Origin of the sequence: Streptomyces sp. NPDC096339, assembly GCF_044762985.1 — a bacterium.
Lineage (GTDB): Bacteria > Actinomycetota > Actinomycetes > Streptomycetales > Streptomycetaceae > Streptomyces.
In genome coordinates this window covers 251,678-275,170 of the sequence record NZ_JBIWFI010000003.1, presented here as the reverse complement: position 1 = coordinate 275,170, position 23,493 = coordinate 251,678, and the positions used below count along the sequence as shown (strand labels likewise).

22 protein-coding genes are annotated in these 23,493 nt (G+C 73.4%); 11 read left to right on the top strand and 11 right to left on the bottom strand.

The genetic code is table 11. The features are described from left to right. Positions 1-34 precede the first annotated feature (34 nt). Both ACIQ5Y_RS07900 and ACIQ5Y_RS07895 read right to left on the bottom strand, forming a co-directional pair. Positions 35-835 carry a carbon-nitrogen hydrolase family protein gene (locus ACIQ5Y_RS07900; protein ID WP_384589267.1) on the bottom strand — a complete coding sequence of 267 codons (801 nt, stop codon included), beginning with the start codon at positions 833-835 and terminating at the stop codon, positions 35-37. A gap of 209 nt (positions 836-1,044) precedes the next feature. After that, entirely contained in the window at positions 1,045-1,587 is a 543-nt protein-coding gene (locus tag ACIQ5Y_RS07895; RefSeq protein ID WP_403876329.1) for a hypothetical protein, read from the bottom strand. A gap of 390 nt (positions 1,588-1,977) precedes the next feature. On the opposite strand from ACIQ5Y_RS07895, the gene ACIQ5Y_RS07890 reads away from it, so the two are divergent. Both ACIQ5Y_RS07890 and ACIQ5Y_RS07885 read left to right on the top strand, forming a co-directional pair. Further along, on the top strand, positions 1,978-2,694 hold the full coding sequence (locus tag ACIQ5Y_RS07890) for a GNAT family N-acetyltransferase (protein ID WP_403876327.1): 717 nt from the start codon (positions 1,978-1,980) through the stop codon (positions 2,692-2,694). An 81-nt stretch (positions 2,695-2,775) separates the two neighbouring features. After that, entirely contained in the window at positions 2,776-3,084 is a 309-nt protein-coding gene (locus ACIQ5Y_RS07885) for a WhiB family transcriptional regulator (RefSeq protein WP_403876325.1), read from the top strand. A gap of 41 nt (positions 3,085-3,125) precedes the next feature. Here ACIQ5Y_RS07885 and ACIQ5Y_RS07880 read toward each other — a convergent pair whose 3' ends face one another. The 3 genes from ACIQ5Y_RS07880 to ACIQ5Y_RS07870 all read right to left on the bottom strand — a co-directional run bounded on the left by ACIQ5Y_RS07880 (position 3,126) and on the right by ACIQ5Y_RS07870 (position 5,623). Continuing rightward, positions 3,126-3,557 carry a hypothetical protein gene (locus ACIQ5Y_RS07880; RefSeq protein WP_403876322.1) on the bottom strand — a complete coding sequence of 144 codons (432 nt, stop codon included), beginning with the start codon at positions 3,555-3,557 and terminating at the stop codon, positions 3,126-3,128. Between the two features lie 130 nt (positions 3,558-3,687). After that, positions 3,688-4,143, bottom strand: a complete 456-nt coding sequence (locus tag ACIQ5Y_RS07875; RefSeq protein WP_030027017.1) for an Lrp/AsnC family transcriptional regulator — start codon at positions 4,141-4,143, stop codon at positions 3,688-3,690. A gap of 10 nt (positions 4,144-4,153) precedes the next feature. Continuing rightward, on the bottom strand, positions 4,154-5,623 hold the full coding sequence (locus tag ACIQ5Y_RS07870) for an amino acid permease (protein WP_403876319.1): 1,470 nt from the start codon (positions 5,621-5,623) through the stop codon (positions 4,154-4,156). A gap of 311 nt (positions 5,624-5,934) precedes the next feature. Here ACIQ5Y_RS07870 and ACIQ5Y_RS07865 point away from each other — a divergent pair, with 311 nt between their 5' ends. The 9 genes from ACIQ5Y_RS07865 (at position 5,935) to ACIQ5Y_RS07825 (ending at position 17,372) form a co-directional block, all read left to right on the top strand. Beyond that, positions 5,935-7,059 (top strand): LLM class flavin-dependent oxidoreductase, encoded by a 1,125-nt coding sequence (locus tag ACIQ5Y_RS07865; protein ID WP_403876316.1) that lies wholly within the window; start codon positions 5,935-5,937, stop codon positions 7,057-7,059. After that, positions 7,056-7,946, top strand: coding sequence for an SDR family NAD(P)-dependent oxidoreductase (locus ACIQ5Y_RS07860; RefSeq protein WP_403876313.1), 891 nt, complete (start codon positions 7,056-7,058; stop codon positions 7,944-7,946). Before ACIQ5Y_RS07865 ends, ACIQ5Y_RS07860 begins: the two co-directional genes overlap by 4 nt. Further along, positions 7,943-8,983: a GDSL-type esterase/lipase family protein gene (locus tag ACIQ5Y_RS07855; protein ID WP_403876310.1), complete on the top strand. Its 1,041-nt coding sequence runs from the start codon at positions 7,943-7,945 to the stop codon at positions 8,981-8,983. Before ACIQ5Y_RS07860 ends, ACIQ5Y_RS07855 begins: the two co-directional genes overlap by 4 nt. 127 nt (positions 8,984-9,110) lie before the next feature. Then, a complete protein-coding gene (locus ACIQ5Y_RS07850) occupies positions 9,111-10,022 on the top strand; it encodes an SCO0930 family lipoprotein (protein ID WP_403876558.1) in 912 nt (303 codons plus the stop codon). A gap of 106 nt (positions 10,023-10,128) precedes the next feature. After that, positions 10,129-10,962, top strand: a complete 834-nt coding sequence (locus ACIQ5Y_RS07845; RefSeq protein ID WP_403876307.1) for a LytR/AlgR family response regulator transcription factor — start codon at positions 10,129-10,131, stop codon at positions 10,960-10,962. Between the two features lie 150 nt (positions 10,963-11,112). Then, positions 11,113-11,388, top strand: a complete 276-nt coding sequence (locus ACIQ5Y_RS07840; RefSeq protein WP_403876304.1) for a hypothetical protein — start codon at positions 11,113-11,115, stop codon at positions 11,386-11,388. A gap of 143 nt (positions 11,389-11,531) precedes the next feature. Further along, positions 11,532-13,262, top strand: coding sequence for a cation acetate symporter (locus ACIQ5Y_RS07835; RefSeq protein ID WP_403876301.1), 1,731 nt, complete (start codon positions 11,532-11,534; stop codon positions 13,260-13,262). After that, positions 13,259-14,494 (top strand): histidine kinase, encoded by a 1,236-nt coding sequence (locus ACIQ5Y_RS07830; protein ID WP_403876298.1) that lies wholly within the window; start codon positions 13,259-13,261, stop codon positions 14,492-14,494. Before ACIQ5Y_RS07835 ends, ACIQ5Y_RS07830 begins: the two co-directional genes overlap by 4 nt. Positions 14,495-14,564: 70 nt before the next feature. Next, on the top strand, positions 14,565-17,372 hold the full coding sequence (locus ACIQ5Y_RS07825; RefSeq protein WP_403876296.1) for a LuxR C-terminal-related transcriptional regulator: 2,808 nt from the start codon (positions 14,565-14,567) through the stop codon (positions 17,370-17,372). Here ACIQ5Y_RS07825 and ACIQ5Y_RS07820 read toward each other — a convergent pair. The 6 genes from ACIQ5Y_RS07820 to ACIQ5Y_RS07795 form a co-directional block, all read right to left on the bottom strand. Beyond that, a complete protein-coding gene (locus ACIQ5Y_RS07820; protein WP_403876293.1) occupies positions 17,333-17,869 on the bottom strand; it encodes a sigma-70 family RNA polymerase sigma factor in 537 nt (178 codons plus the stop codon). The two genes, ACIQ5Y_RS07825 and ACIQ5Y_RS07820, sit on opposite strands and share 40 nt — an antisense overlap. Positions 17,870-18,290: 421 nt before the next feature. Continuing rightward, a complete protein-coding gene (locus ACIQ5Y_RS07815; RefSeq protein WP_403876290.1) occupies positions 18,291-19,733 on the bottom strand; it encodes a GuaB1 family IMP dehydrogenase-related protein in 1,443 nt (480 codons plus the stop codon). Between the two features lie 137 nt (positions 19,734-19,870). Next, positions 19,871-21,007 (bottom strand): XdhC family protein, encoded by a 1,137-nt coding sequence (locus ACIQ5Y_RS07810; RefSeq protein WP_403876287.1) that lies wholly within the window; start codon positions 21,005-21,007, stop codon positions 19,871-19,873. Then, entirely contained in the window at positions 21,007-22,323 is a 1,317-nt protein-coding gene (locus ACIQ5Y_RS07805; protein ID WP_403876284.1) for an IS701 family transposase, read from the bottom strand. Before ACIQ5Y_RS07805 ends, ACIQ5Y_RS07810 begins: the two co-directional genes overlap by 1 nt. A gap of 72 nt (positions 22,324-22,395) precedes the next feature. Then, entirely contained in the window at positions 22,396-23,046 is a 651-nt protein-coding gene (locus ACIQ5Y_RS07800; RefSeq protein ID WP_403876281.1) for a TMEM175 family protein, read from the bottom strand. Between the two features lie 104 nt (positions 23,047-23,150). Continuing rightward, positions 23,151-23,492 carry a nuclear transport factor 2 family protein gene (locus ACIQ5Y_RS07795; protein WP_030656331.1) on the bottom strand — a complete coding sequence of 114 codons (342 nt, stop codon included), beginning with the start codon at positions 23,490-23,492 and terminating at the stop codon, positions 23,151-23,153. Position 23,493 lies beyond the last annotated feature (1 nt).

Sequence of the window (23,493 nt, the reverse complement as noted above, 5' to 3'; positions counted from 1 at the left end):
AGGGGGGAGGGCGGTGCGGGCGGGGCTGTCCGGCTCAGACGAGGGAGGCGTAGAGCCCGGGGCGCCGGTCGCGCAGGTAGGGGTTGGTCGTGCGCGAGGCGCTGAGCAGCTCGGGATCGGCCTCGCCGAACACCAGCTCCTCGCCGCGACCGGCCCGGGTGCGGGTGACCCCGTCGGGGCTCGCCAGGCAGCTGAGTCCGACGAACTCGAACTCGCCTTCCGGACCGGTGCGGTTGACGTACGCGATGTACATCTGGTTCTCGAAGGCCCGTACGGGCACGAGCTGTTCGGCGACGAACTGGAACGGGTGCATCTGCGCGGTCGGCACCAGGAGGAGGTCGGTGCCGGCGAGCGCGTGGGCCCGGACGTTCTCGGGGAACTCCACGTCGTAGCAGATCATGATGCCGATGCGGAGGCCGCCGAGGTCGGCCTGGACGACGGGGGTGTCGCCGGGGGTGAAGGCTTCCTGCTCGAAGCAGCCGAAGAGGTGCGTCTTGCGGTAGTTCGCGAGCGGGGCGCCGTCGGGGCCGATGAGCTGCGCCGAGTTGTACACGGCGTCGCCCGAGCGCTCGGGGTAGCCGTACAGGACGGCGATCCCGTGGCGGCGGGCGATGCCGCCGATGGCGTGGGCGGACTCGCCGTCGGCCGGTTCGGCGCGGTCGGCGATGTCCTGGGGGTCCAGGGCGTAGCCGGTGAGGAACATCTCCGAGGTCACGAGGAGCCCGGCCCCGCTCTGTGCGGCGCGCGCCGCGGCCTCGTCGAGCGCCTTCAGGTTCTCGGCGGTGTCGCCGAGCCGTCCGGAGCTCTGGAGGAGGGCGGTGCGCAGCGGGGCCATGGATATCCTCTGTGGCAGGAGGGGTGGGGGTCGTAAAACGGTACGTTCGGACGTTCGGCCCGGACAAGCCGTGACCGTTGCGCTCGGAGCATCGATTCGTTGCGCGTTCCGCCGGGTGGGCGGCGATTCGTTGCGCAGCCCCGGCGCGCGCCCCTCTCGACCTCGTTTCGACCTCGTCTCGACCGCCTCGCGACCCCCTTGTGCCTGCCCTACGGGGCCGTCCGGAAGGCCGGGTGGGCCCCGAGGAACCGCAGGTCGTCGAGGATTCCGGGGGTGTGGTTGGAGACGACGCGGCCGCTCCAGCCGTCGACGAGGGCGGGGACGGTCAGCGTGCCGTCGAAGTGGTGGCCGGTGGCCTCGTAGGCCAGGCGCAGGGCGGTGTGCGCGGTGTGCGCGGTGTGCGCTTCCGCGCAGTGCCCGGGGTACGCGGGGAGGACGGTGGCGGCGACCGATCCCTCCAACCCGAGCGCGGCCAGGGCGGCGGCCACTCGCAGGGAGTGGGGACAGTCGGGGCCGAGGAAGAGGTGGTAGCGGTGCGGGACGGGCGAGAAGCCGACCCCGATGCGGCCGCGCAACTCGGTGCGGGGCAACCCCGTGGGCACGACGGACAGCGCGAGTTCGGCGGCGGCATCGGGCTCGGTGGGCAGGGTGGCGACGGCGGTCACGGCGGTCACGGTCGACGCTGCGGGCACGGTGGACACGGCGGACACGGCAGGTGCGGCGGGGACTGCGGGCACGGCGATGGAGGACATGACGCTCCCTGGGCGGAAGAGGGCACGGCGGGCTGCCGGGTCGCGCGGTGCGCGCCCGGTCGTCTTCAGGGGGGTGCCGGTCGGGGCCGCCCCTGCGGGGTCAGCGGCCGAAGGCGCTGCAGACCCGCAGGAGGTCGATGTGGAGGCGCCGGGTGAGCCACCAGCGGCGGAGGGTCTGGGCCTCCGCGTACGCCGTTCTGCCCGTGTCCACCGGTCCCGCCCCCGTCCCGTGCTCGTCGCCTCTTCGGCGGGCCTGCTCGCGGTGGTTAGGCTTCCCGCGTCGGGCACGTTTCATGTGGCCGTCTCCCGCAGTCTCGTGGCGGCGCCCGGGGCCGTCAAGAAGGCGGTCGCGGCCGGTTCCCCGCCCTCCACGGAAGGAACCCCGTACGCATGTCCTCGCAGACCGGCTCCGTACCCGCCGACGAGGTGCTCGACAATCCGGTCTGGTCCGCGCTGACCGGACCGCACCGCGCCTTCGCCGAGCAGGGCCCCGCGGGTCTGGCCGCCCGGTACGCGCGGGACGCGAGCCCGTTCGCGGCCCTGGCCGACCCGGCGGACCCCCGCGCGTGGGCGGATCTGGCGGCGCTGGCCGGGCCGGACGAGGGGGTCTGGGTGACCGGGCTGCTGACCCCGCCGCCGGGCTGGGAGACCGTGATGACCATTCCCGGCGTGCAGATGGACGGCCGGGCGGTACGGGCCGAGGCCGCGCCCGAGGCGGTCCCGCTGGGGCACGGTGACGTGCCGGAGATGCTGGAGCTGGTGCAGCTGACCCGGCCGGGCCCGTTCATGGACCGGACCGTCGAGCTGGGCACGTACCTGGGGATCCGGCACGAGGGGCGGCTCGTGGCGATGGCCGGGGAGCGGATGCGGCCGACGGGCTGGTCGGAGATCAGCGCGGTGTGCACGCACCCGGAGTTCCGGGGCCGGGGCCTGGCGGCCCGGCTGATCCGGGCGGTCGCCGGGGCGGTGCGCGAGCGCGGGGACGTCCCGTTCCTGCACGCGGCGGCGGAGAACACCGGGGCGGTGCGGCTGTACGAGTCGATGGGGTTCACGGTGCGGCGACGGCCGGACTTCGTGGGGCTGCGCACGCCCGCCAAGGAGGCCTGATCCGGGATCCGTCGGCCACGGCGGGGTTTCGCGGGGCGCTGCGCGGTCAGACGCGGGGCACACCCACGGAAGGGAACGGCCATGACCGACGTCTCACGCCTGCCCGGCTCCGCGCACCATCACTGGCAGTGGCAGCTGCGCGCCGCCTGCCGGGATCTGGGGCCCGGCCGCTTCTACCATCCCGCCGGGGAGCGGGGTGAGGACCGGGAGGAGCGGGACGCCGCCGCCAAGCGGGTCTGCTCCGGGTGCCCGGTGCGGGCCGCCTGCCTCGATCACGCCCTGCGCACGCGGGAGCCGTACGGGGTCTGGGGCGGCCTGACGGAGGAGGAACGGCACGACCGGCTCGCCCGGGCCCGGAACTCCCGGGCGCGGGCGGGCCGGCGGGTCTAGCTCTTCTCCTCCGGGCCGGGGCGGCTGTCGGTTCAGGCCGGTCAGGCCGTGTCGGCCTCGCGGTGCGCGCCGTGGAGCAGGGCCCAGATGATGAAGATGTTGACGGCGACCAGCGTCATCGCCCAGAAGGGGTAGTACGGGATCGAGAGGAAGTTGGCGAGCGCGCCGAGCCCGGCGACGACCACGCCGAAGTACCGCGCCCACAGGGCTCCGCTGAGCACGGCACAGCCGGCGATGACGATGAGGATCCCCACGATGAGGTGGACCCAGCCCCAGCCGGTGAGGCTGAACTCGAAGACGTAGTGGCGGGTCCTGAGGAAGATGTCGTCCTTGGCGATGGCCGCGATGCCCTCGAAGGCCGCCATCGCGCCGCCGAAGATCATCAGTGCTGCGGCGAAGGCGGTGCTACCGGAGACCGGGGCTCGCCACGGGTCGGTCCCGGCCGTATTGGAGCGGGTGGTGTCACTGGCCATGGAGGCCTCCTCGGGCGACGGGCCCGTCCGGCCGGTCGACCTTGCCGGACCGGCGCATGATCCCCCGTCCCAGCGTGGCACGGGGGCATCGCGTCGGCATTCCGACCGCCCCGGTGCGCCGTACGGAGCGTTACGCCGGGGCGCCCGAGGTGAAGCGGCGCAGGAGCGGGGAGAGGACCAGGACCGACTTCGTCCGCTCCACGAACGGCTCGCCCGCGATGCGCTCCAGTACGCGCTCGAAATGCCTCATGTCGGAGGCGAAGATCTGGACGAGGGCGTCCGCGTCGCCGGTGACGGTCGACGCGGACACCACCTCGGGGTACCGCTCCAGACCCCGCCGGATGTCGTCCGGCGAGGTGTTGTGGCGGCAGTAGATCTCGATGAAGCCCTCGGTCTCCCAGCCCATGGCGGCCGGGTCGACGCGGACGGTGAAGCCGGTGATGGCTCCCTCCGCGCGCAGCCGGTCCACGCGCCGCTTCACGGCGGGGGCGGAGAGGCCGACCTCGGAGCCGATGTCCGCGTAGGAGCGTCGGGCGTCCTCGGCGAGGGCGTGCACGATGCGTTCGTCGAGATCGTTCAGTCGCACTGCGGGTGGATCACTTCTCTGCTGTGGCCACTTCTTCCGTGGCGAGGCGGGAGCGGCGGATGCCGTACAGGAAGTAGAACACGAGGCCCACGATCATCCAGCCACCGAAGACCATCCAGGTGGCGGTATCGAGTTCGAACATCATCCAGCCGCAGAAGACGAAGCCCAGGATCGGGGTGACGGGGAAGAGCGCCACCTTGAAGGTGCGCGGCATGTCGGGCTTGGTGCGGCGCAGGATGATCACGGCGACGTTGACCAGGCCGAAGGCGAAGAGGGTGCCGATGCTGGTGGCGTCGGCGAGCTTGCCCAGCGGGATGAAGGCCGCGAGGACGCCGCAGAACAGGGAGACGATCACCACGTTGGCGCGGGGGGCGCCGGTCTTCTCGTCGACCTTGGCGAAGACCTTGGGGACCAGGCCGTCGCGGGACATCGCGAAGAGGATGCGGGTCTGGCCGTAGAGGACGGCGAAGACGACGGAGAAGATCGCGACGATGGCGCCGGCGGCGAGGACGACGCCCCAGACGCTGGTGCCGGTGACGTCGGTCATGATCTGGGCGAGCGCGGCCTCGGTGCCCTCGAAGTCCTGCCACGGCATGGCGCCGACGGCGACGAAGGCGACGAGGACGTAGAGGACGGTGACGATGGCCAGCGACAGCATGATCGCGCGCGGCAGGTCCTTCTTCGGGTTCTTGGCCTCTTCACCGGCGGTGGAGGCGGCGTCGAAGCCGATGTAGGAGAAGAAGAGGGTGGACGCGCCGGCGGCGATGCCGGTCATGCCCAGCGGGGCGAGCGGGGTGTAGTTGCCGGCCTTGATGCCCATGACGCCGATGCCGATGAAGAGCAGCAGGGTGACGATCTTGACGGCGACCATGATCGAGTTGACCGTGGCGCTCTCCTTGGCGCCGCGCATCAGGAAGACCATGGAGAGCAGGACGACGACCAGCGCCGGCAGGTTGATGAACCCGCCCTCACCGAGCGGCGCGGAGACCGATTCGGGGATGGTGACGCCTATGGTCCCGTCGAGGAACTCGTTGAGGTACTGGCCCCAGCCGACGGCGACGGCCGCGACGGAGACGGCGTACTCCAGGACCAGGCACCAGCCGCAGATCCAGGCGATGAGCTCGCCCATGGTGGCGTAGGCATACGAGTACGAGGAGCCGGAGACCGGCACCGATCCGGCCAGCTCCGCGTAGGAGAGGGCGGAGAACAGGGCGGCGAGGCCCGCGAGGATGAAGGAGATCGTCACGGCGGGGCCGGCCTTGGGGGCGGCGGTGCCGAGGACGACGAAGATGCCGGTGCCCAGGGTGGCACCGATGCTGATCATGGTCAGCTGCCACATGGTGAGCGAACGGCGCAGCGTGCCGCCTTCGCCCTGTCCGCCCTCGGAGACGAGCCGCTCGACCGGCTTGCGCCGCATCAGCGGGTTCGCGGTCCTGCGGGGCTCGGTCGTGGCGGGGGGCGCCTGGCCGGTGTCGAGCACTCGGGAACTCCTTCTCACTGCGGATGGGGACTGTCTGGCGTCGACCGCAGCGGTTCCGGAGCAAGGATCAGGCAGAACTCTGCCTGGGCATGCGGACCGCCGAGCAGGCGGTCGCGCCACTCCACGTACAGGGGGTGAGCCTACGAGCTGAGCGATACCGCCCGTAATGCACCTTCCTTGCACATTGGCGAACGATCGTTGCGCGGATCCGTCCGGAATGGTCCTTTGTTGCGCGCGGACGATCGATCACTGCGCAAAGCACCCGAACCCCGTTTCTTGACACTTCGTCAGATCTGCCGCAGCGTGCCGCCATGGATCTGGACGTGCTCTACGAGATCGACGTACCGAAACCCTGGACCGGGTCCCACCCGCACGGCCAGCGGGCCGCCGAGCAGCGCGCCTACCGGGAGGCCGTCGAGCAGATCCGGCTCGCCGACCGGATGGGGTTCCGGACCGTGTGGGCGGTCGAGCACCACTTCCGCGAGGGCCGCTCCCACTGCCCGGCCCCCGAGGTCCTCCTCGGGCACCTGGCCGGGCTGACCGAGCGGATCCGGCTCGGCTTCGGGGTGACCCTGACCCCCTTCGGCTTCACCCCTCCGCAGCGCATCGCGGAGAAGGTGGCCACCGTGGACGTGCTGTCCGGCGGCCGGGTGGACTGGGGCACCGGGCGCTCCACCCCCATGGAGCAGGCCGCCTTCGGGGTGGACCGGGAGCGCTCGCGCGACGACTGGCGCGAGGCGATCGGGATCGTGGCCGGGATGTGGCGCGAGGAGTACTTCGCCTACGAGTCCGAGCGGTTCCGCTTCCCTCGCCGCATGGTCACGCCGAAGCCCGTGCAGGACCCGCACCCGCCCGCCTGGATGGCGGCCACCTCCCCCGGCTCGGCCGAGGTGGCGGGGGCGGCCGGGCTCGGACTGCTCTCCTTCTCGATCATGCAGCCGCTGGAGGCGATGGCCCGGCAGGTGGCGGCCTATCGGGCGGCCGCCCTCGACCCCCGCCCGCTCACCGACGTCACCACGAACCGGGTCAGCGCCTACACCCTCGTCCACGCGACCGCCCCGCGCGCGGAGCCCGGCGCCCGGGTGTGGGACTCGGTGGCCTGGTGGTACTCGAACCTGGCCCGCTTCACCCTGGAGTGGGAGCTGCCGCACCTGGCCCCCGACGAGCGCGAACGGGCCTTCCCGCTGCTGAACCCGATCCTCGAAGGAGAGGTTCCCGTACGGGAGTTCAGCGACGGGGACATGATCCTGATCGGGGACGCGGAGACCATCGTCGCCAAGGCCAAGCGGTACGCGGACCTCGGGGTGGACCAGCTCATCTGCTACGTGCAGTGGGGGTACCTGGAGCACCGGGAGATCCTGCGCACCCTGGAGATCCTGGGGAAGGAAGTCATCCCGGAACTGGCCCGCTACGAGCCCCGCGTGGCCTCCTCGTGAGCGCGGCCGGGCCCCCGGGCGCGAGCGCCTCCGGGCCCCTCGAAGCGGCTTCGGCCGAGCCACTCGGCGCGAGCGCGGCGGGCCCCCTCGACTCCTCCCCCGTGCCCGACTACGCCGCCCTGCACCGCCTCGACGGCCGCTGCCTGGTCCTGCTCGGCGCCGGCAACGGCATCGGCCGGCAGAGCGCCCACGCCCTGGCCGCCGCCGGCGCCCGGGTGCTGTGCGTGGACGTGGACGGGGAGCGGGCCTCGGCCGTCGCCGCCGAGACCGGGGGCGTCCCGTACGCCTGCGACGTGACCCGCCGGGAGCCCGTACGAACCCTGTTCGAGCGGGCCACGGAGCTGCTCGGCGGCCCGGTGGGCGGGGTGGTCGACATCGTGGGCATGGCCCGGTACGCGGCGCTGCCCGAGCTGGACGACGCCGGCTGGGACTGGCACTTCGACCTGGTCCTGCGGCACGCCTGGCTCGCCGTGCAGTACGGCGGGGAGGCCGTCGCGGCGGCCGGCGGCGGCCCGCTGGTCTTCGTCGCCTCCGTCTCCGGCCTCACGGCGGCCCCGCTGCACGCCGCGTACGGCGCCGCCAAGGCCGGCCTGATGGCATTGGTGCGCTCGGCGGCGGTGGAACTGGGCCCGCGCGGGGTACGGGTGAACGCGGTGGCGCCGGGCGTGGTGTGGACCCCGCGGGTCGCCGCCCTGCTGGGCGCCGAGGGGCGGCGGCGCAACGCGGAGAACGCCCCGCTGGGCCGGGTGGCCGAGACCTCGGACATCGCGGCCGCCCTGTACTTCCTGGCCTCGCCGCTGTCCTCGTACGTGACGGGCCAGACGCTCGTGGTGGACGGCGGGGTCGGTGTGAAGTTCCCGTATCCGACGATCGGAGGCGAACAGTGAACGCGCACAGCGCCGGCAGCACCGAAAGCACCTTCGGCACCCGCGGGCAGTGGCAGGACCCGCAGCCGTTCCTTCGCGGGGTCGCCTGGTTGGACAAGGGGCGCCCGGTGCGCGCCGATCCGGCGGACACCATGCGGCTGCCCTGGGACACCGGGGAGCGGGCCACCCTGCCCATCGGGGTACGGCTGGAGTTCACCACGGCCACCGCGACCGCGGTCGAGATCCGCTACCGGGCGACGGTGCCCGGACCCACCGACTCGCTGCGCGACCTCTCGCACCTGTTCTCCCTCTGGGACCGGCACGGGGTGGTGACCGAGGTGTTCACCGAACCGGCCGCGGAGTCCGTCGTACGGATCGAACTGGGCGGCGGGCACGGCCCCTTCACCATCCACCCGCCCGAGGCCCAGTCGCCGCTGGTGCTCGGCCTGCGCGGGATCGGCGGCGAACTCGCCCCGGCGCCGCCCGCCCCGCGCTGGGTGGTGCACGGCGACTCCATCACCGAGGGCTGGTGGTCGACCCGCCCCGCGCACGGCTGGCCCGCGGTCACCGGCCGCGCGCTGGGCTGGGACACCGTCAACCTCGGCTACGCGGGGGCCGCGCGCGGTGAACTGGCCACCGCCGAGCAGCTCGCGGGCCTCTCCGCCGATGTCCTGACCCTCGCCTTCGGCACCAACTGCTGGTCCAGGGTGCCGTTCTCGGCGCCGATGCTGTACGAGACCACGCGCGCGTTCCTCGAACTGGTCCGCCAGGGCCACCCCAGGACCCCGCTGCTGCTCGTCTCCCCCGTCCTGCGGCCCGACGCCGAACGCACCCCGAACCGGCTGGGCGCCACCCTCGGCGCGCTGCGCGACGCGATGGAGCGCGCCGCGCGGGACCGGATCGCCGCCGGGGACGAACGGCTGGCCGTGCTCCCGGGGCGGGACGTGCTCGGTCCGGAACACCTGGAGGACGGTCTGCACCCCAACGACGCCGGACACCGGGTCCTCGGCCTCGCTGTGGTCACGGCTCTGCGGCGGGCCGGGTTCGCCGCCGGGTAGGTGAAACAGCCCACACCGGAGGCGGTGAACACATCGCCGCCTCCGCGGCGTGTCCTGGGCAAGTTGCCGCCGCTTCGGAAAGAACGCGGGCGGCGGACACGACGGACACGATGTGGGAGAGATCAAAATGGGCATCAAGCGCGGAACCACCCTGGCCGCGGCCGTGATCGCCGTCGCCCTCGCGGCGACGGCCTGCGGCCCGAACGACGACAAGGCCGCGGACTACGTCAAGCCGGCCGGCGCCGATTCCTACCAGGCCCCCGCGGCGGACGGCGCGCCGGCCGCCAAGCCGGCCGGGAAGCTGGCCATCGGCGACAACGCGCAGCTCGGTTCGGTCCTGGCCGACGGCGCCGGCCTGACCCTCTACCGCTTCGACAAGGACACCGCCAAGCCGTCGAAGTCGAACTGCGACGGGGACTGCGCGAAGACCTGGCCGGTGGTCCCGGCGGGCGACGTCACCGCCGCCGCGGGCATGGACCCGGCGCTGCTGGGCGAGGTCGTGCGCAGCGACGGCACGAAGCAGCTGACGGTGGCCGGCTGGCCCGCGTACCGCTTCAACAAGGACGCCAAGGCGGGCGATGTGAACGGCCAGGGCGTCGGCGGGGTGTGGTTCGCCTTCGCGCCGGACGGCAAGAAGGCCGCGAAGGCGGCGCCGGGTGCGGGGGCTCCGGCCGAGGCGGGCGCGGGGCTGTCGGTGGCGAAGGACCCGAAGCTGGGCGACCACATCGTCGACGGCAAGGGCATGACGGTCTACCGCTTCAAGCCGGACACGGCGTGGCCGATGGAGTCCAAGTGCACCGGCGACTGCGTGGCGAAGTGGCCGGTGGTCCCGCCGGTCGACAAGGCGAACGCCAAGGGCATCACCGAGCGGAACTACCTGGTGCTGGACCGGCCCGACGGCAAGAAGCAGCAGACCGTCGACTGCTGGCCCGTCTACACCTTCACCGGTGACAAGAAGCCCGGTGACATCAACGGCCAGGGCGTCGGCGGCACCTGGTACGCCGTCTCCCCCGACGGCAAGCTCATCACCGTCCAGTAACCCCCCTTCGCCACCCGAATCCGCGCGGCCCTCCGCCCCAACCTCCCCCGGGGCGGAGGGCCGCGCGCCGTTCCGCCCCGGCGGGCCGCTCTCTACACTCGGCCGCATGCTGCGCGTACTGGCCGTCGACGACGAGAAGCCGCTCCTGGAGGAGCTCCTCTACCTGCTGCGCTCCGATGCCCGGGTGCGCAGCGCGGAGGGCGCCTCGGACGCCACCGAGGCCCTGCGCCGGATCACCCGGGCGCTGGAGTCCGGGCCCGACGGGGCCGACGGCATCGACGTGGTGTTCCTCGACATCCACATGGCCGGGCTGACCGGGCTGGACATCGCGCGGCTGCTGGCCGGGTTCGCGCGGCCGCCGCTGATCGTGTTCGTCACGGCGCACGAGGGGTTCGCCGTACAGGCCTTCGACCTCAAGGCCGTGGACTACGTACTGAAGCCCGTGCGCCCGGAGCGGCTCGCCGAGGCCGTCCGGCGGGCCTGCGCGCAGCTGGGCCGGGACCGGCCGGCGGCCTCGGGCCCGGAGGCCGGGGAGCCGCTGCCGGCGGTGCCGCTCCAGCGGCCTTCGGTGCCCGAGCCCGCCGTACCGGCTTCCGCTGAGCGCGGCGCCGACCAGATCGCCGTCGAGCTGGGCGGGGTCACGCGTTTCGTGGCCATCTCCGACATCGCCCACGTCGAGGCCCAGGGCGACTACGCCCGCCTGCACACCGACGAGGGCAGCCACCTCGTCCGCATCCCGCTGTCCACGCTGGAGGAACGCTGGGCGGCGCGCGGCTTCGTCCGCATCCACCGCCGCCACCTGGTGGCGCTGGCCCGCATCGACGAGCTGCGGCTGGACGCGGGCGCCACGAGCGTCCGGGTGGGCTCGGCGGAGCTCCAGGTCAGCCGCAGGCACGCACGGCAGCTCCGGGACCTGCTGATGCGTCAGGCCACGGGCTGACCGACGTTCTTGCGGGCCGTCCGACCGCCCGGCGGCGCGCACCCACCGTTCGTCGCACGACGAATGGCGTACGGCGATCCGGCGGGCCGAACGGTCCGCCGGTGGCGTGGGCCGTGCGTATCGTGGCTCTTCCGGCGCGGGAGGAGCGACATGTCCGAGATCCAGGCGCTGCTCGACGCGCTTACCGGGATGTCCCGCGCCCGTCCGGCCGGGCCCGCCGAGGCGGAGGCGCTGCTGACCGGGCTGCGGAGTGCGGCTGCCCGCTGGGCCGATGTCCTGTACGAGGCCCGGGAGGGCGTGCGCGAGCAGGTGCCGCCGCGTGCCGAGGCCGCCCTGACGCTGGCGTTCCGGCGGGCGGAGGAGTCGTACGTGGAGCTGGAGATCGCCCTGCGCGACTGCGCGGAGCACCACGACCCGGCCGTCTGACCACGCCGCCACCGCCGCATCCGCTGCGCGGCCCTCACGACGCCGCCCGCACGCCACCGGTACGGGCCGGATCGTGCCTGTTGCCCCGCCCGGGGGGGCACATAGACTCCGGACACCCTCCCCCCGGCCTGAAGGAACCGCCCGTGAACCAGACGTACGCGCTGACCGCGGTCACCGTCGTCGTCCTGGTCACGGTCCTGCTCGGGGCGCTCGGACTGCGGATATCGCGGACCACCTCCGACTTCTACGTGGCCTCCCGCACCGTCGGCCCCCGCCTGAACGCCGCGGCCATCAGCGGGGAGTACCTCTCCGCGGCGTCCTTCCTCGGGGTGGCCGGGCTGGTGCTGCTGCAGGGGCCCGAGATGCTCTGGTACCCCGTCGGCTACACGGCCGGGTACGTCGTGCTGCTCGCGCTCGTCGCGGCCCCGCTGCGCCGCTCGGGGGCGTACACCCTGCCGGACTTCGCCGAGGACCGGTTGGAGTCGCAGGCGGTGCGCCGGACCGCGGTGCTGCTCGTCGTCGGGGTCGGCTGGCTGTACCTGCTGCCGCAGTTGCAGGGTGCCGGGCTGACCCTGGAGATCCTGACCGGCGCCCCGCACTGGGCGGGCGGGGTGGTCGTCGCCTTCGTGGTGACCGCGGCGGTGGCGGCCGGCGGGATGCGCAGCATCACCTTCGTGCAGGCCTTCCAGTACTGGCTCAAGCTCACCGCCCTGCTCGTCCCGGCCTTCTTCCTGGTCGCCGCCTGGGCCGGGGACGGCGCGCCGCGCGTCTCCTTCGACGCCCCGGCCGTGTTCCGCGAGCACACCGCCGTCACCCTCGCCGAGGACGTCCGGCTGTCCCTGGAGGCGCCGCTCACCGTGTCGGTGACCGGTCAGGTGGACGGGCGTGCGTACGGCGGGGAGCCGGTGACCCTGGCCGCCGGTGCGCATTCCGTACGGGCCCACGCGCGCCTGGAGTTCGCCCCGGACACCCCCGTGCCCGACACCCGGGCGGAGGCGGGCACGGGTGCGTCCAGCTGGTCGCAGCCGCTGTCCGGGGGCGACGAGGGGTACCGGCTGTACGCGACGTACGGGCTGATCCTGGCGACCTTCCTCGGCACGATGGGGCTGCCGCATGTGGCGGTGCGCTTCTACACGAGCCCCAACGGGCGGGCCGCGCGCCGCACCACGCTGGTGGTGCTCGGGCTGGTCGGGGTCTTCTACCTGCTGCCGCCGCTGTACGGGGCGCTGGGCCGGATCTACGCCCCCGAGCTGGCCCTGACCGGTGACGCGGACGCGGTCGTGCTGGTCCTCCCGGAACGGATGCTGGGCGGGCTCGTCGGGGACCTGCTGGGGGCGCTGCTGGCCGGGGGCGCCTTCGCGGCGTTCCTGTCGACGGCTTCGGGGCTGACCATGGCGGTGGCGGGGGTGCTGCACCAGGACCTGCTGCCGTCGCGCGGGGTGCGCAGCTTCCGCGTCGCGGTGCTCGTGGCGATCCTGGTGCCGCTGGTGGGCAGCGTGGCGGCCCGGGACGTGCCGGTCGCGGACGCGGTGGGGCTGGCCTTCGCGGTGTCGGCCTCGTCCTTCTGCCCGCTGCTGGTGCTCGGCATCTGGTGGCGCGGCCTGACCCCGCCGGGTGCGGTGGCGGGGCTGGTCACCGGGGGCGGGGCGGCGTTGAGCGCGGTGCTGGCGACGCGGGCCGGGCTGGCCCCGCTCGGCTGGACGCACGCGCTGCTGGCCTGGCCGGCGGTGTGGTCGGTGCCGCTGGGGTTCCTCACCATGGTGGCGGTGTCGCTGGCCACGCGCTCGCGGATCCCGGCCGGGACGGCGGCCACGCTGGCCCGGCTGCACCTGCCCGAGAACCTTGCCGTGGACCGGACGGGGGGTGCCCGGTGAACGCGGCGGCGCTCGTCTTCCTCGTGGTGGCCGGCGCGGCGCTGCTGTCGGCCGCGGGCTGGGCGGCGGGCCGTCGGCACGCCCTGCGCGGCGAGCGCGCGGCGGGGCTGGACCTCGGCACGCCGGTGGAGCGGGCCACGTTCCACACGCTGCACACGGCTTCGCTGGCCGCTCCCCCGCTGCGGGCCGGGTTGACGGAGGACGCCGCCCGCAAGGCCGCGAAACGGCTGCGCTCCCTGCTGGGCACGGAGGCCTTGTGTCTGACCGACCGGGAGTCGGTGCTGGCCTGGGACGGCCCGGGCGCCGACCACCACGAGCGGCGGGCGATGGCCCGGGTGGCGGTGATGCTGGAGTCGGGGCGCAGCCAGAGCGTGCGGACGGAGTGCCAGCGGCCGGACTGCCCGCTGAAGTGGGCGGTGGTGGCCCCGCTGACCGGTGAGGACGGGATGCTGGGCGCGCTGGTGGCCTACGGTTCGCGGGAGTCTGCGGTGCTGGTGCGGGCGGCCACGGAGGTCGCGCGGTGGGTGTCCGTACAGCTGGAGCTGTCCGAGCTGGACCGGTCGCGGACCCGGCTGATGGAGGCGGAGATCAAGGCGTTGCGCGCGCAGATATCCCCGCACTTCATCTTCAACTCCCTCGCCGCCATCGCCTCGTTCGTACGGACCGATCCGGAGCGGGCCCGGGACCTGCTGCTGGAGTTCGCGGACTTCACCCGCTACTCGTTCCGGCGGCACGGCGACTTCACCACCCTGGCCGACGAGTTGCGCTCGGTCGAGCAGTACTTGGCGCTGGCCGGAGCCCGGTTCGGGGACCGGTTGAAGGTGACCTTGCAGGTGGCGCCGGAGGTGCTGCCGGTGGCGCTGCCGTTCCTGTGCCTGCAACCGCTGGTGGAGAACGCCGTCAAGCACGGGGTGGAGGACTCCACGCAGGAGTGCCGGATCACCATCACGGCGCGGGACGCGGGCCCGGATGCGGTGATCACCGTGGAGGACAACGGCATCGGGATGGATCCGGCCCGGCTGCGCCGGATCCTGGCCGGGGAGCGGGCCGGCTCCTCCTCGGGGATCGGGCTGCCCAATGTCGACGAGCGGATCCGCCAGGTGTACGGGGACGCGTACGGGCCGGTGATGGAGACGGGCCTCGGCGCGGGCATGAAGGTCACCCTGCGGATTCCCAAGTTCCGTGCGGGTGTGCACAGTTCACCGGCCGATCGGCAGTCGCCCAGGCCCTGAGACGGCATTTTGCGACCGGCCCGTCCGTGCCATCCTGTGACCGGCGCGAACGACCGGAGGGATCGCCGACGTGACGGTCGGGCGAGAGCAGCTTCGTTGCGAGTTACGGGAATGGGTGCGCGCGGGCGCGGAGGGCGGCGACAGCGCCCTGTTGATCGTGGAGGGCGAGCCCGGTTGCGGCCGGACCTCCTTGGTGCGGGGGGCGCTGGCCGATGCGGCGGCGCTGGGCTTCGGCGTGCGGTACGCGGCGGCGGAGGCGCTCGCGCTGCGGCTGCCGCTGCACGCGGCCTTGGACTGCCTGCACCCCCGCGGACCCGGCCGCGGGGCCGTGGTCGACCTGCTGCGGGAGGCCGAGGACTCGGCGCGTCCGGGCGGGGCGCTGCTCGCCGCGATGGACCTGCTGGCCGCCGGGGTCGAGCGCTGGTGCGCCGAGCGGCCGCTGCTGCTCGTACTGGACGACGCGCACTGGGCCGATCCCGCCTCCCTGCTGCTGTGGCAGCGCCTCGCCGGGCAGGCGGCGGCCGGGCGGCTGCCGCTGCGGCTGGCCGTGACCCGGCGGCCGCTGCCCCGGCGGCCCGAACTGGATCCGCTGTGCGCGACGGCGGGCGCGCGCACGGTGCGGCCGGGCCCGCTGTCGGGGGCGGAGGCGGCCGGGCTGGTGCGCGGGGTGCTGGGGGCGCAGCCGGGACCGCGGCTGCGGGCGGCGGCCGCCGGGGCGGGCGGCAACCCCGCGCTCCTGCGGCGGCTGCTCGACCACTGGTCCCGGTCCGGGGCCATCGAAGTCACCGCCGTGGTGGCCGAACTCACCCTGCCCGAGGTCGAGTCGCCGGCACCGCCCGGCACGGCCGAGTGGGCCCTGGATCCGCTCTCCGGGCCGGCCCGGGCCGTCGCTCGGCACGCGGCGCTGCTGGGCCCGGTGTTCACGGCGCGCGAGCTGGCCCTCGTACGGTCGCGGCCCGTGCGGGAGTTGCTCGCGGAGCTGGAGGAGCCGGTGCTGGCCGGGCTGCTGGAGGACACCGGGGAAGCCTTGCGCTTCCGCCATCCGGCGCTGCGCCGGGCCCTGTACGACGAGACCCCGGGGGCCGTGCGTGCGGCTCTGCACCAGGACGCCGCCCGGGCCTTCGCGGAGGCCGGGCTGGACCCGGCGCGGACCGCCGGCCAGCTCCTCGGCGGCGGTCGCCTCACCGCCTGGGCGGTGCGCTGGCTGGCGGAGTCGGCGCCTGCCCTGATAGCCGGGGCCCCCGTGACGGCCGCGGAGCTGCTGGAGCGGGCCATCGCGCAGGGCGACGCGTGGCAGCCGCACACCCGGGACGCGCTGGAGGAGCTCCTGGCGGACGCGGCGCTGATGTTGCGCCGCCCCGAGTCGGTGGAGCTGCTGGCCGCGCTGCGCGCCCGGACCACGGACCCGGACCGGCGGGCGTCGGTGGACTTCAGGCTGGTGTCCGCGCTGATGATCCAGGGGGACATGGCCCGTTCCCTGGAGGTCACCGAGCGGGCGCTGGCGGAGGAGTTCCCGTCGGCGGTGGTGCGGCTGCGGCTGGAGGCCTGCCGGGTGCTGGCCCTCGCCGACCTGGGGCGGGCCGCCGAGGCGTACGCGCTGGCCGGGCCGGTGGTGGCGGCGGCGCGGGCCCTGGGGGACCCGCTGTGCGGGGCGGAGGCCCATCACGCCATGTCCTACGCCCTGTTCCACCTGGGTCGGGGCCGGGATTCGCTGCGCCACGTCGCGTGGGGGATCGCCTGCGCGCGGCGCGGCCCGGAGGCGAACGACATGCGGCTGCTGCTGCTCGCGAACCAGGCGGAGGGCCACCTGCGGTTCGACGAGCCGGGCATCGTGGAGGCGGCGCTGAGGGAGGCGCGGGAGCTGGCGGCCCGGACCGGTTCGACGGGGCGGCTGGTGGTGACGCGGGCCCGGCTCGCCGAGTTCCACTACCGGCTGGGCGACTGGGAGCGGACCCTCGCCGAAGTGGCCCGGGCGTGCGCGATGACCGTCTCGGACGGCTGGCTGCCGGTGGTGGTGCACGGGCTGCGGGCTCTGGTGTTGGGCCATCGCGACGAGCCCGGGGCTGCGGGCGCCGAGCTGGAGTCGCTGCCGGCCGACGTCTTCGGTACGCCGGCCGCGCGCCGCTACGCCGCGCACGTGCTGCTGGCCCGGGCGCTGCTCGCGGAGCGGGACGGCCGCCCGGGCGACGCGCTGCGGGCGCTGCTGCCCGTACTGGAGGACGGGGCGGAGGAGGCGGTGGCGTACGAGCGCCCGTGGGTGCTGTCGGAGATCGTCCGCCTCGCCCTGGAGAGCGGGGAGCCCGGTACGGCGCGTGCGGCGGTCGCGGCGTGCGAGCGGGCGGCCGCGGCGCTGGCGGAGTACCCGGGTCCGGCGCTGGCCCTGCTGCGCTGCCGGGGGCTGTTCGCGCAGGATCCGGAGCCGCTGGCGGAGGCGGTGGCCCTCGGTGAGCGGGCCGGGTGGCCGCTGCCGCTGGGCCACACCCTGGAGGACCTGGCGGTGGCCCGGGCCTGGCGGGGCGACCTGGCCGGCTCGCGGTCCGCGCTGACGCGCGCTGTGGAGACGTACGAGGACCTGGGCGCCCGGTGGGACGTCGCCCGGGCCGATGCCCGGCTGCGGAGCCTGGGCGTGCGCCGGGGCAGCCGGTCGGCGCGGCGGCGGGTGTCGAACGGGTGGGAGGCGCTGACCCCGGCGGAGCTGAAGGTGGCCCTGCTGGTGGCGCAGGGCCGCTCGAACCCGGAGATCGCGAGTGCGCTGTTCCTCTCCCGTCGGACCGTACAGACGCACGTCTCGCACATCCTGGCCAAGCTCCAGGTCCGCTCCCGGGCGGCGGTGGCGGCTCAGGCCGCGACGCGGGGGCCCGGCACGCCCGGCCCGTAGCCGGGCATGGCGGCCCGCAGCGCCCTGAGGGCGTAGTGCGTACGGGACTTCACGGTCCCGGCGGGGACTCCGAGCGCCTCGGCGGCCTCGCCGACGGAGGCTCCCCGGAAGTAGATCTGGTGGAGCACGGCGCGGTGTTCCGGGCTCAGCAATCGCAGGGCGTGGCGGACGTCGAGGACGGCGACGGCCTGCTCGGTGCGGTCGTCGGCGGCCGGAGCGTGCTCCAGGGCGTCCGGCCCGACCTCGGCGGGCCGCACCATGCGGGCCCGCCGGGCGTCGATGGCGATCCGCCGGGCGACGGTGTACAGCCAGGGCCGCATGGACGCGTGCGCGCTCTCCAGGGCCTCGGGGTGGGTCCAGGCCCGGAAGAGGGTCTCCTGGAGCAGGTCCTCGGCGCGGTGCCGGTCCCCGAAGGTGAGGCCGAGGAGGAAGGTGTAGAGGGCCTTGCCGTGTTCGCTGTGCAGCCGGGCGAGGGCGTGCGCGTCGGTCCTGTCCACGGGATGTCCCTTCGGGGTGGGGGTCCCCCGAGCGTCCCGCCGCCCGTGCCCGAAGTTATCCGCCGCATGGCGTATCCCCGGGCCCCTGCGCCGAACGGTCCCCCACACCGCCGAACGGTCGCCCACCGGTCGCCGCTGCGCGGAGCGGTCCCCTACCCGCCCTTCCACCGTTCCCGCCCTCAATCGCCGGCGCGGCTCACTACACGGCGCTCCGCGCCCGCGCCCCAAACGCCGGCGGGGCTGATCAAGCCTCGCCGGCGTTTGAGGCGCGGGGGTCCGGGGCGGAGCCCCCGGGAAACGGTGAAAGGGCGGGTAGGGGACCGCTCCGCGCAGCGGCAGACCCGCCCACCGACGCCCGGGTACGACCGTGGCCCCGGCCCGCCTCCGTGCAGAGGCTGGGCCGGGGCCACGGAAAGAGCGACTAGCTCCAGCTGGCGTGCAGCGGCTTGCCCTCGGCGTAGCCCGCCGCGGACTGGATGCCGACGACGGCCTTCTCCTCGAACTCCGCGAGGGAGCCCGCACCGGCGTAGGTGCAGGAGGAACGGACACCGGCGATGATCGAGTCGATCAGGTCCTCGACGCCCGGGCGGGCCGGGTCCAGGAACATGCGCGAGGTGGAGATGCCCTCCTCGAACAGACCCTTCCGGGCCCGGTCGTACGCGGACTCCTCCGACGTGCGGTTCTGCACCGCACGCGCGGACGCCATGCCGAAGGACTCCTTGTACAGGCGGCCCTCGGCCGACTGCTGGAGGTCGCCCGGGGACTCGTACGTACCGGCGAACCAGGAGCCGATCATCACGTTCGAGGCACCGGCGGCCAGCGCCATCGCCACGTCGCGCGGGTGGCGGACACCGCCGTCGGCCCACACGTGCTTGCCGAACTTCTTGGCCTCCGCCGCGCACTCCAGCACCGCGGAGAACTGCGGGCGGCCCACGCCGGTCATCATGCGGGTGGTGCACATGGCGCCGGGGCCCACACCGACCTTGATGATGTCCGCGCCGGCCTCGATCAGGTCGCGCACGCCCTCGGCGGCGACGATGTTGCCCGCGACGATCGGGACCTGCGGGTCCAGCGCGCGGACGGCCTTGATCGCGTTGATCATCGACTCCTGGTGGCCGTGGGCCGTGTCGATGACGAGCGTGTCCACGCCCGCGTCGAGCAGCTGCTTGGCCTTCTGCACGAAGTCGCCGTTGATGCCGACGGCGGCCGCGATGCGCAGCTTGCCGTTGGCGTCGGTCGCCGGGGTGTAGAGGGTCGCGCGCAGGGCGCCCTTGCGGGTGAGGATGCCGACGAGCTTGCCGTCCTTGTCGACGGCCGGGGCCAGCTTGCGGTGGCCGGCGTCGAGCTGGTTGAAGGCCTCGCGCGGGTCGATGTCGGCGTCGATGAGCAGCAGCTCCTTCGACATGACCTCGGAGAGCTGGGTGAAGCGGTCGACGCCGGTCAGGTCGTGCTCGGTGACGACGCCGATCGGGCGGCCCTCGCCGTCGACGACGACGCCGGCGCCGTGGGCGCGCTTGGGCAGCAGGGACAGCGCGTCGGCGACGGTCTGGGTGGGCGCCAGCGTGATCGGGGTGTCGAGCACGTGGTGGCGGGTCTTCACCCAGGAGATGACGTCGGTGACGACCTCGATCGGGATGTCCTGCGGGATGACGACGATGCCGCCGCGGCGCGCGACCGTCTCGGCCATCCGGCGGCCCGCGATGGCGGTCATGTTCGCCACGACCAGCGGAATGGTGGTGCCGGTGCCGTCGGGCGAGGAGAGGTCCACGCCCTGGCGGGAGCCCACCGCGGAGCGGCTCGGCACCATGAACACATCGTCGTACGTCAGGTCGTACGGCGGCTTCGAGTCATTGAGGAAACGCACGTGCTGAACATCCCAGTCGATCGGAGGTGCCCCGACCCTGTCAGCCGAGGAAACGCACGTACTTCATTCTCCCATGGCCTGGCGTTTATGCCGCCCGGGCCGATCGTCCAGGACATTCCGGGCCGGGTGGTTCTTTCCTACGGGACTTTCGTCCTGCGGTGCACCGGACCGGTGCGCCGGGCCAGTGGGGTCACGGATCCGCCGTGCCGGACCGCGGTGAGTTCGGCGGCGATGGCCAGGGCCGTCTCCTCGGGCGTGGCGCCGCCCAGGTCGAGGCCGATGGGTGAGCGGAGCCGGGCCAGTGCCCGGTCCGGGACGCCTTCCTCCCGCAGCCGCCGGGTCCGCTCGGTGTGGGTGCGCCGTGAGCCCATGGCCCCCACGTAGGAGAGGGGCAGCCGCAGGGCCAGCTCCAGCAGCGGTACGTCGAACTTCGCGTCGTGGGTCAGGACGCAGACGGCGGTACGAGCGTCCAGCCGGCCCGCGTCCCATTCCGCGGCCAGGTGGCGGTGCGGCCAGTCGACGACCACCTCGTCGGCGTCGGGGAAGCGGGCGGGGGTCGCGAAGACGGGCCGGGCGTCGCACACGGTGACCCGGTGGCCGAGGAAGGCTCCGATCCGGGCCAGGGCGGCGGCGAAGTCGATGGCCCCGTAGACGAGGAGGCGGGGCGCCTCGGCGGCCGACTCGACGAGCAGGGTCAGCGGTTCCCCGCACAGCCCGCCGGCCGTGCCGAGCTCGGCGGTGCCGGTACGCCCGGCGGCCAGCAGTCCCCGTACGCGCAGGGCGGCGGCCCGGTCCAGTGCGGGGCCGGCGCCGAGCCCGCCCTCGTAGGAGCCGTCGGCGTGGACGGCCAGTGCCCCGCCGAGCTGGGCCGCGGGGCCGGAGACGACCCGGGCGAGGGCCGCTCTGGCGCCGCCCGCGGTGGCGTCGAGTACGCGGTGGATGACGGGCCGCACGGGGTCGGCCCCGCGTACCGGGGTGATCAGTACGTCGAGGACTCCTCCGCAGGTCAGGCCGACAGCGAAGGCGTCGTCGTCGCTGTAGCCGAAGCGGTGCACACCGCCTTCGCCGGAGGCGATGGCGTCGAGGCAGAGCTCGTGGACGGCGGATTCGACGCAGCCTCCGGAGAGGGAGCCGAGGGCGGTGCCGCGGTCGTCGACGGCGAGCGAGGCGCCGGGGCCGCGCGGGGCGCTCCCGGTGACGGAGACGACGGTGGCGAGGGCGAATTCCCGCTGCGCGGCGTACCACGCGCGTAGCTCGTCGGCGATGTCGAGCATCAGCGGATGTATTCGCGACGGGCGGTCTGGCCGGGGGTGTACGAGCGTGCGGGCAGTGCGGGCGGGGGTCCCGGCCGGATGGCGGGGGGCCGGGCCGCGAGCGGTGCGGGCGCCCGGCCGGTGACGGGCCGGGCGGCCGCGGGGCGGGGGTCGGCTTCCGGGCCGCGCCTGCCGAGGAGTTTCGCGGCGTGGGCGACGCTGGCGAGGGTGGCGTGGTGGTGCCAGCCCCGGAAGGAGCGGCCTTCGAAGTCGCGGATGCCCACGGCTTCGCAGGTCTCCGTGAAGTCGAGGGAGACGCGGTCGGTGAGCTTGGCGAGGAGGAAGAGCTGGGCGAGCGGCCGGTCCCCGATGTTGGTGATCCAGAACTCGGTCGGCAGCAGGGCGGCTTCGCTCCAGGCTCCGACGAGCAGCAGCGGGGTCGTCGGGGCGGGCAGGAGGCGGTCCTCGGCGGGGGTGGCGAGGATGGAGGCGGAGGTGAGCAGGGTGACCGCTCCCTCTGCGCCGCCGTGCCGGGTCCATTCGACGACGCGGCGCTGGGAGCGCAGGGAGTCGATGAGTTCGCGGGCGGGGGCGGTGTGCGGACCGGGTTTGTGCCGGCCGGCGCCGCCGAAGGAGACGGGCAGGGAGCCGTCGACCTTGAAGACGAAGGGGATGTCCTGGAGGACGAACGACTCGACGCTCTGCGGGAGGTCGGAGTTGGCGACCTCCATCACCACGGGCCGGCGCTGGAGTTGCCAGGTGGCGGCCATCCGCTGGACGGCGTGCACGGCGTCCTGGGCGGGGGTGAGGGAGCGGGCCGTGTCGGGGATGCCGGCGCGGCGGCGCAGGAGCTCGGTCGTCCAGGGCCCGGGGAGGGTGAGGGTCCATTCGACCGGGAAGCTGGCCTCGCTGGAGGCGAGCCAGATCCCGCCGGCCTGCTGACAGTTGGCGGTGCGGCCCAGTTGGGGGACGAACTGCCGGCCGACCCCGACCGAGCGGTCTCCGGCCTTCTCTATGACCATGGGCTGGAGCACCCAGGCGAGGGGGCGCTGGGCGGTGCGTTCGAGGTGCTGGGCGAGGGAGCGGCGGACCGGGGTCCAGTCCCAGGGGGACTTGCTGATGAACTGCTGGAGGCTCTGCTCGACGGAACTGGCCCCTGTTCCGGCGATGTTACGGATTGTTTTCTTCCCGCTGGTCCGCACGAGGCCGTTCAGATAAACGCGGGCCCAGTTTCGCTGGTCCCGCCGGGGTAAGGACTCGAAGAGCAAAGAGATCAGTACGTCGATCAATTCGGAGATTTCCTTCGTGGATTCCTCCGGCAGGACTACGCGAGCCATCTGGGCCTCCCCCGCGACCAGCTAGATCCAATACCCTACTTGACCGCGAAGAACGGCCGTAGGCCCCGGCGGCTACTTCCTGAGGTCGCTGGCAGTTTCGAGCCGCTCTTCCTCTACCACGAGAGGGATGGGGATCTGGTTCGCCGCATAGTAGAGCGCGATCAGGAAGTGGGCGACGAGTGTGAGCGGCGCCGAGAAGAAGGCCAGGACGACGGTGAGCGGGTAGGCGATGGCGCCGAGGCCGAATCGCACCCGGGTGGCGCGTGCGCCGTCCTTGTCCACGTGGTCGTGGAAGAGGTGGCCGACGCGGGTGACGTACCACCAGAAGAGCAGGAACGCCAGGGCGTAGGCCACGGTGATGGCGCTGTACAGGACCGCTGCGGCACTGGCGGACCCGCCGTCGTCCATGAGGTGTTCGGCGAGGACGTTGGTGGTGTACGGGATCACCGACACCACCATCAGCACCAGGAGATTCAGGAAGAGCAGGGGCCGGTCGACCCGCTTGAGGTGACTGAAGATGGTGTGGTGGTTCACCCACATCACGCCGATGATGAGGAAACTCACGACATAGGCGGCGTAATGCGGCCACTGTTCCCGCACACCGTGCCAGAAGCCGGACCAACCCTTTTCCTCGGGAGCCTCCAACTCCAGGACGAGGATGGTGATGATGATGGCGAATACGCCATCGCTGAAAGCCTCGACCCGCCCGGTTTCGTGTTCCATGACCTCCCCATTTCCGCTCCGTGCATATATCTACGCTGCCTACGCATACGGGGAGGGCGCGCACATCCCCGCCCTCCCCGCACACGCTACCCAGATTTCGGAGTTCAGCCGCCGAACCCGGCCGTCTGCCGCCAGATTCGGCCATCGCGGACCACAAGTGTCCCGAACGCGTGCTCCGGTTCACCGTTCAGGTTCATGATCGCCCGGTAGAAGATGGTGTCTTCGGTCTCGATGTACTCCTGGAGTTCGACGAGGGTGGGCTTCACCGTGAGATAGCCGGTGAACGTCTCCCGAACCGCTTCGATGCCGACCGAGACCCCCTCGAAGCGGAGCAGTACGGCGTCGTCGGTGTAGTTCTTCATCACCGCCTCGATGTCGAGGGCGGCGAGGGCCTCCATCTGGCGGACGAACACCGGGTGCAGCTTGGAGATGTCGTACTTGGCCATG

Excerpts from the sequence above, each read along its gene's own strand:
- ACIQ5Y_RS07900 (WP_384589267.1), bottom strand. The coding sequence starts at position 835 with ATGGCCCCGCTGCGCACCGCCCTCCTCCAGAGCTCCGGACGGCTCGGC.
- ACIQ5Y_RS07895 (WP_403876329.1), bottom strand. The coding sequence starts at position 1,587 with ATGTCCTCCATCGCCGTGCCCGCAGTCCCCGCCGCACCTGCCGTGTCC.
- ACIQ5Y_RS07890 (WP_403876327.1), top strand. The coding sequence starts at position 1,978 with ATGTCCTCGCAGACCGGCTCCGTACCCGCCGACGAGGTGCTCGACAAT.
- ACIQ5Y_RS07885 (WP_403876325.1), top strand. The coding sequence starts at position 2,776 with ATGACCGACGTCTCACGCCTGCCCGGCTCCGCGCACCATCACTGGCAG.
- ACIQ5Y_RS07880 (WP_403876322.1), bottom strand. The coding sequence starts at position 3,557 with ATGGCCAGTGACACCACCCGCTCCAATACGGCCGGGACCGACCCGTGG.
- ACIQ5Y_RS07865 (WP_403876316.1), top strand. The coding sequence starts at position 5,935 with ATGGATCTGGACGTGCTCTACGAGATCGACGTACCGAAACCCTGGACC.
- ACIQ5Y_RS07850 (WP_403876558.1), top strand. The coding sequence starts at position 9,111 with ATGGGCATCAAGCGCGGAACCACCCTGGCCGCGGCCGTGATCGCCGTC.
- ACIQ5Y_RS07845 (WP_403876307.1), top strand. The coding sequence starts at position 10,129 with ATGCTGCGCGTACTGGCCGTCGACGACGAGAAGCCGCTCCTGGAGGAG.
- ACIQ5Y_RS07840 (WP_403876304.1), top strand. The coding sequence starts at position 11,113 with ATGTCCGAGATCCAGGCGCTGCTCGACGCGCTTACCGGGATGTCCCGC.
- ACIQ5Y_RS07810 (WP_403876287.1), bottom strand. The coding sequence starts at position 21,007 with ATGCTCGACATCGCCGACGAGCTACGCGCGTGGTACGCCGCGCAGCGG.
- ACIQ5Y_RS07805 (WP_403876284.1), bottom strand. The coding sequence starts at position 22,323 with ATGGCTCGCGTAGTCCTGCCGGAGGAATCCACGAAGGAAATCTCCGAA.
- ACIQ5Y_RS07800 (WP_403876281.1), bottom strand. The coding sequence starts at position 23,046 with ATGGAACACGAAACCGGGCGGGTCGAGGCTTTCAGCGATGGCGTATTC.
- ACIQ5Y_RS07795 (WP_030656331.1), bottom strand. The coding sequence starts at position 23,492 with ATGGCCAAGTACGACATCTCCAAGCTGCACCCGGTGTTCGTCCGCCAG.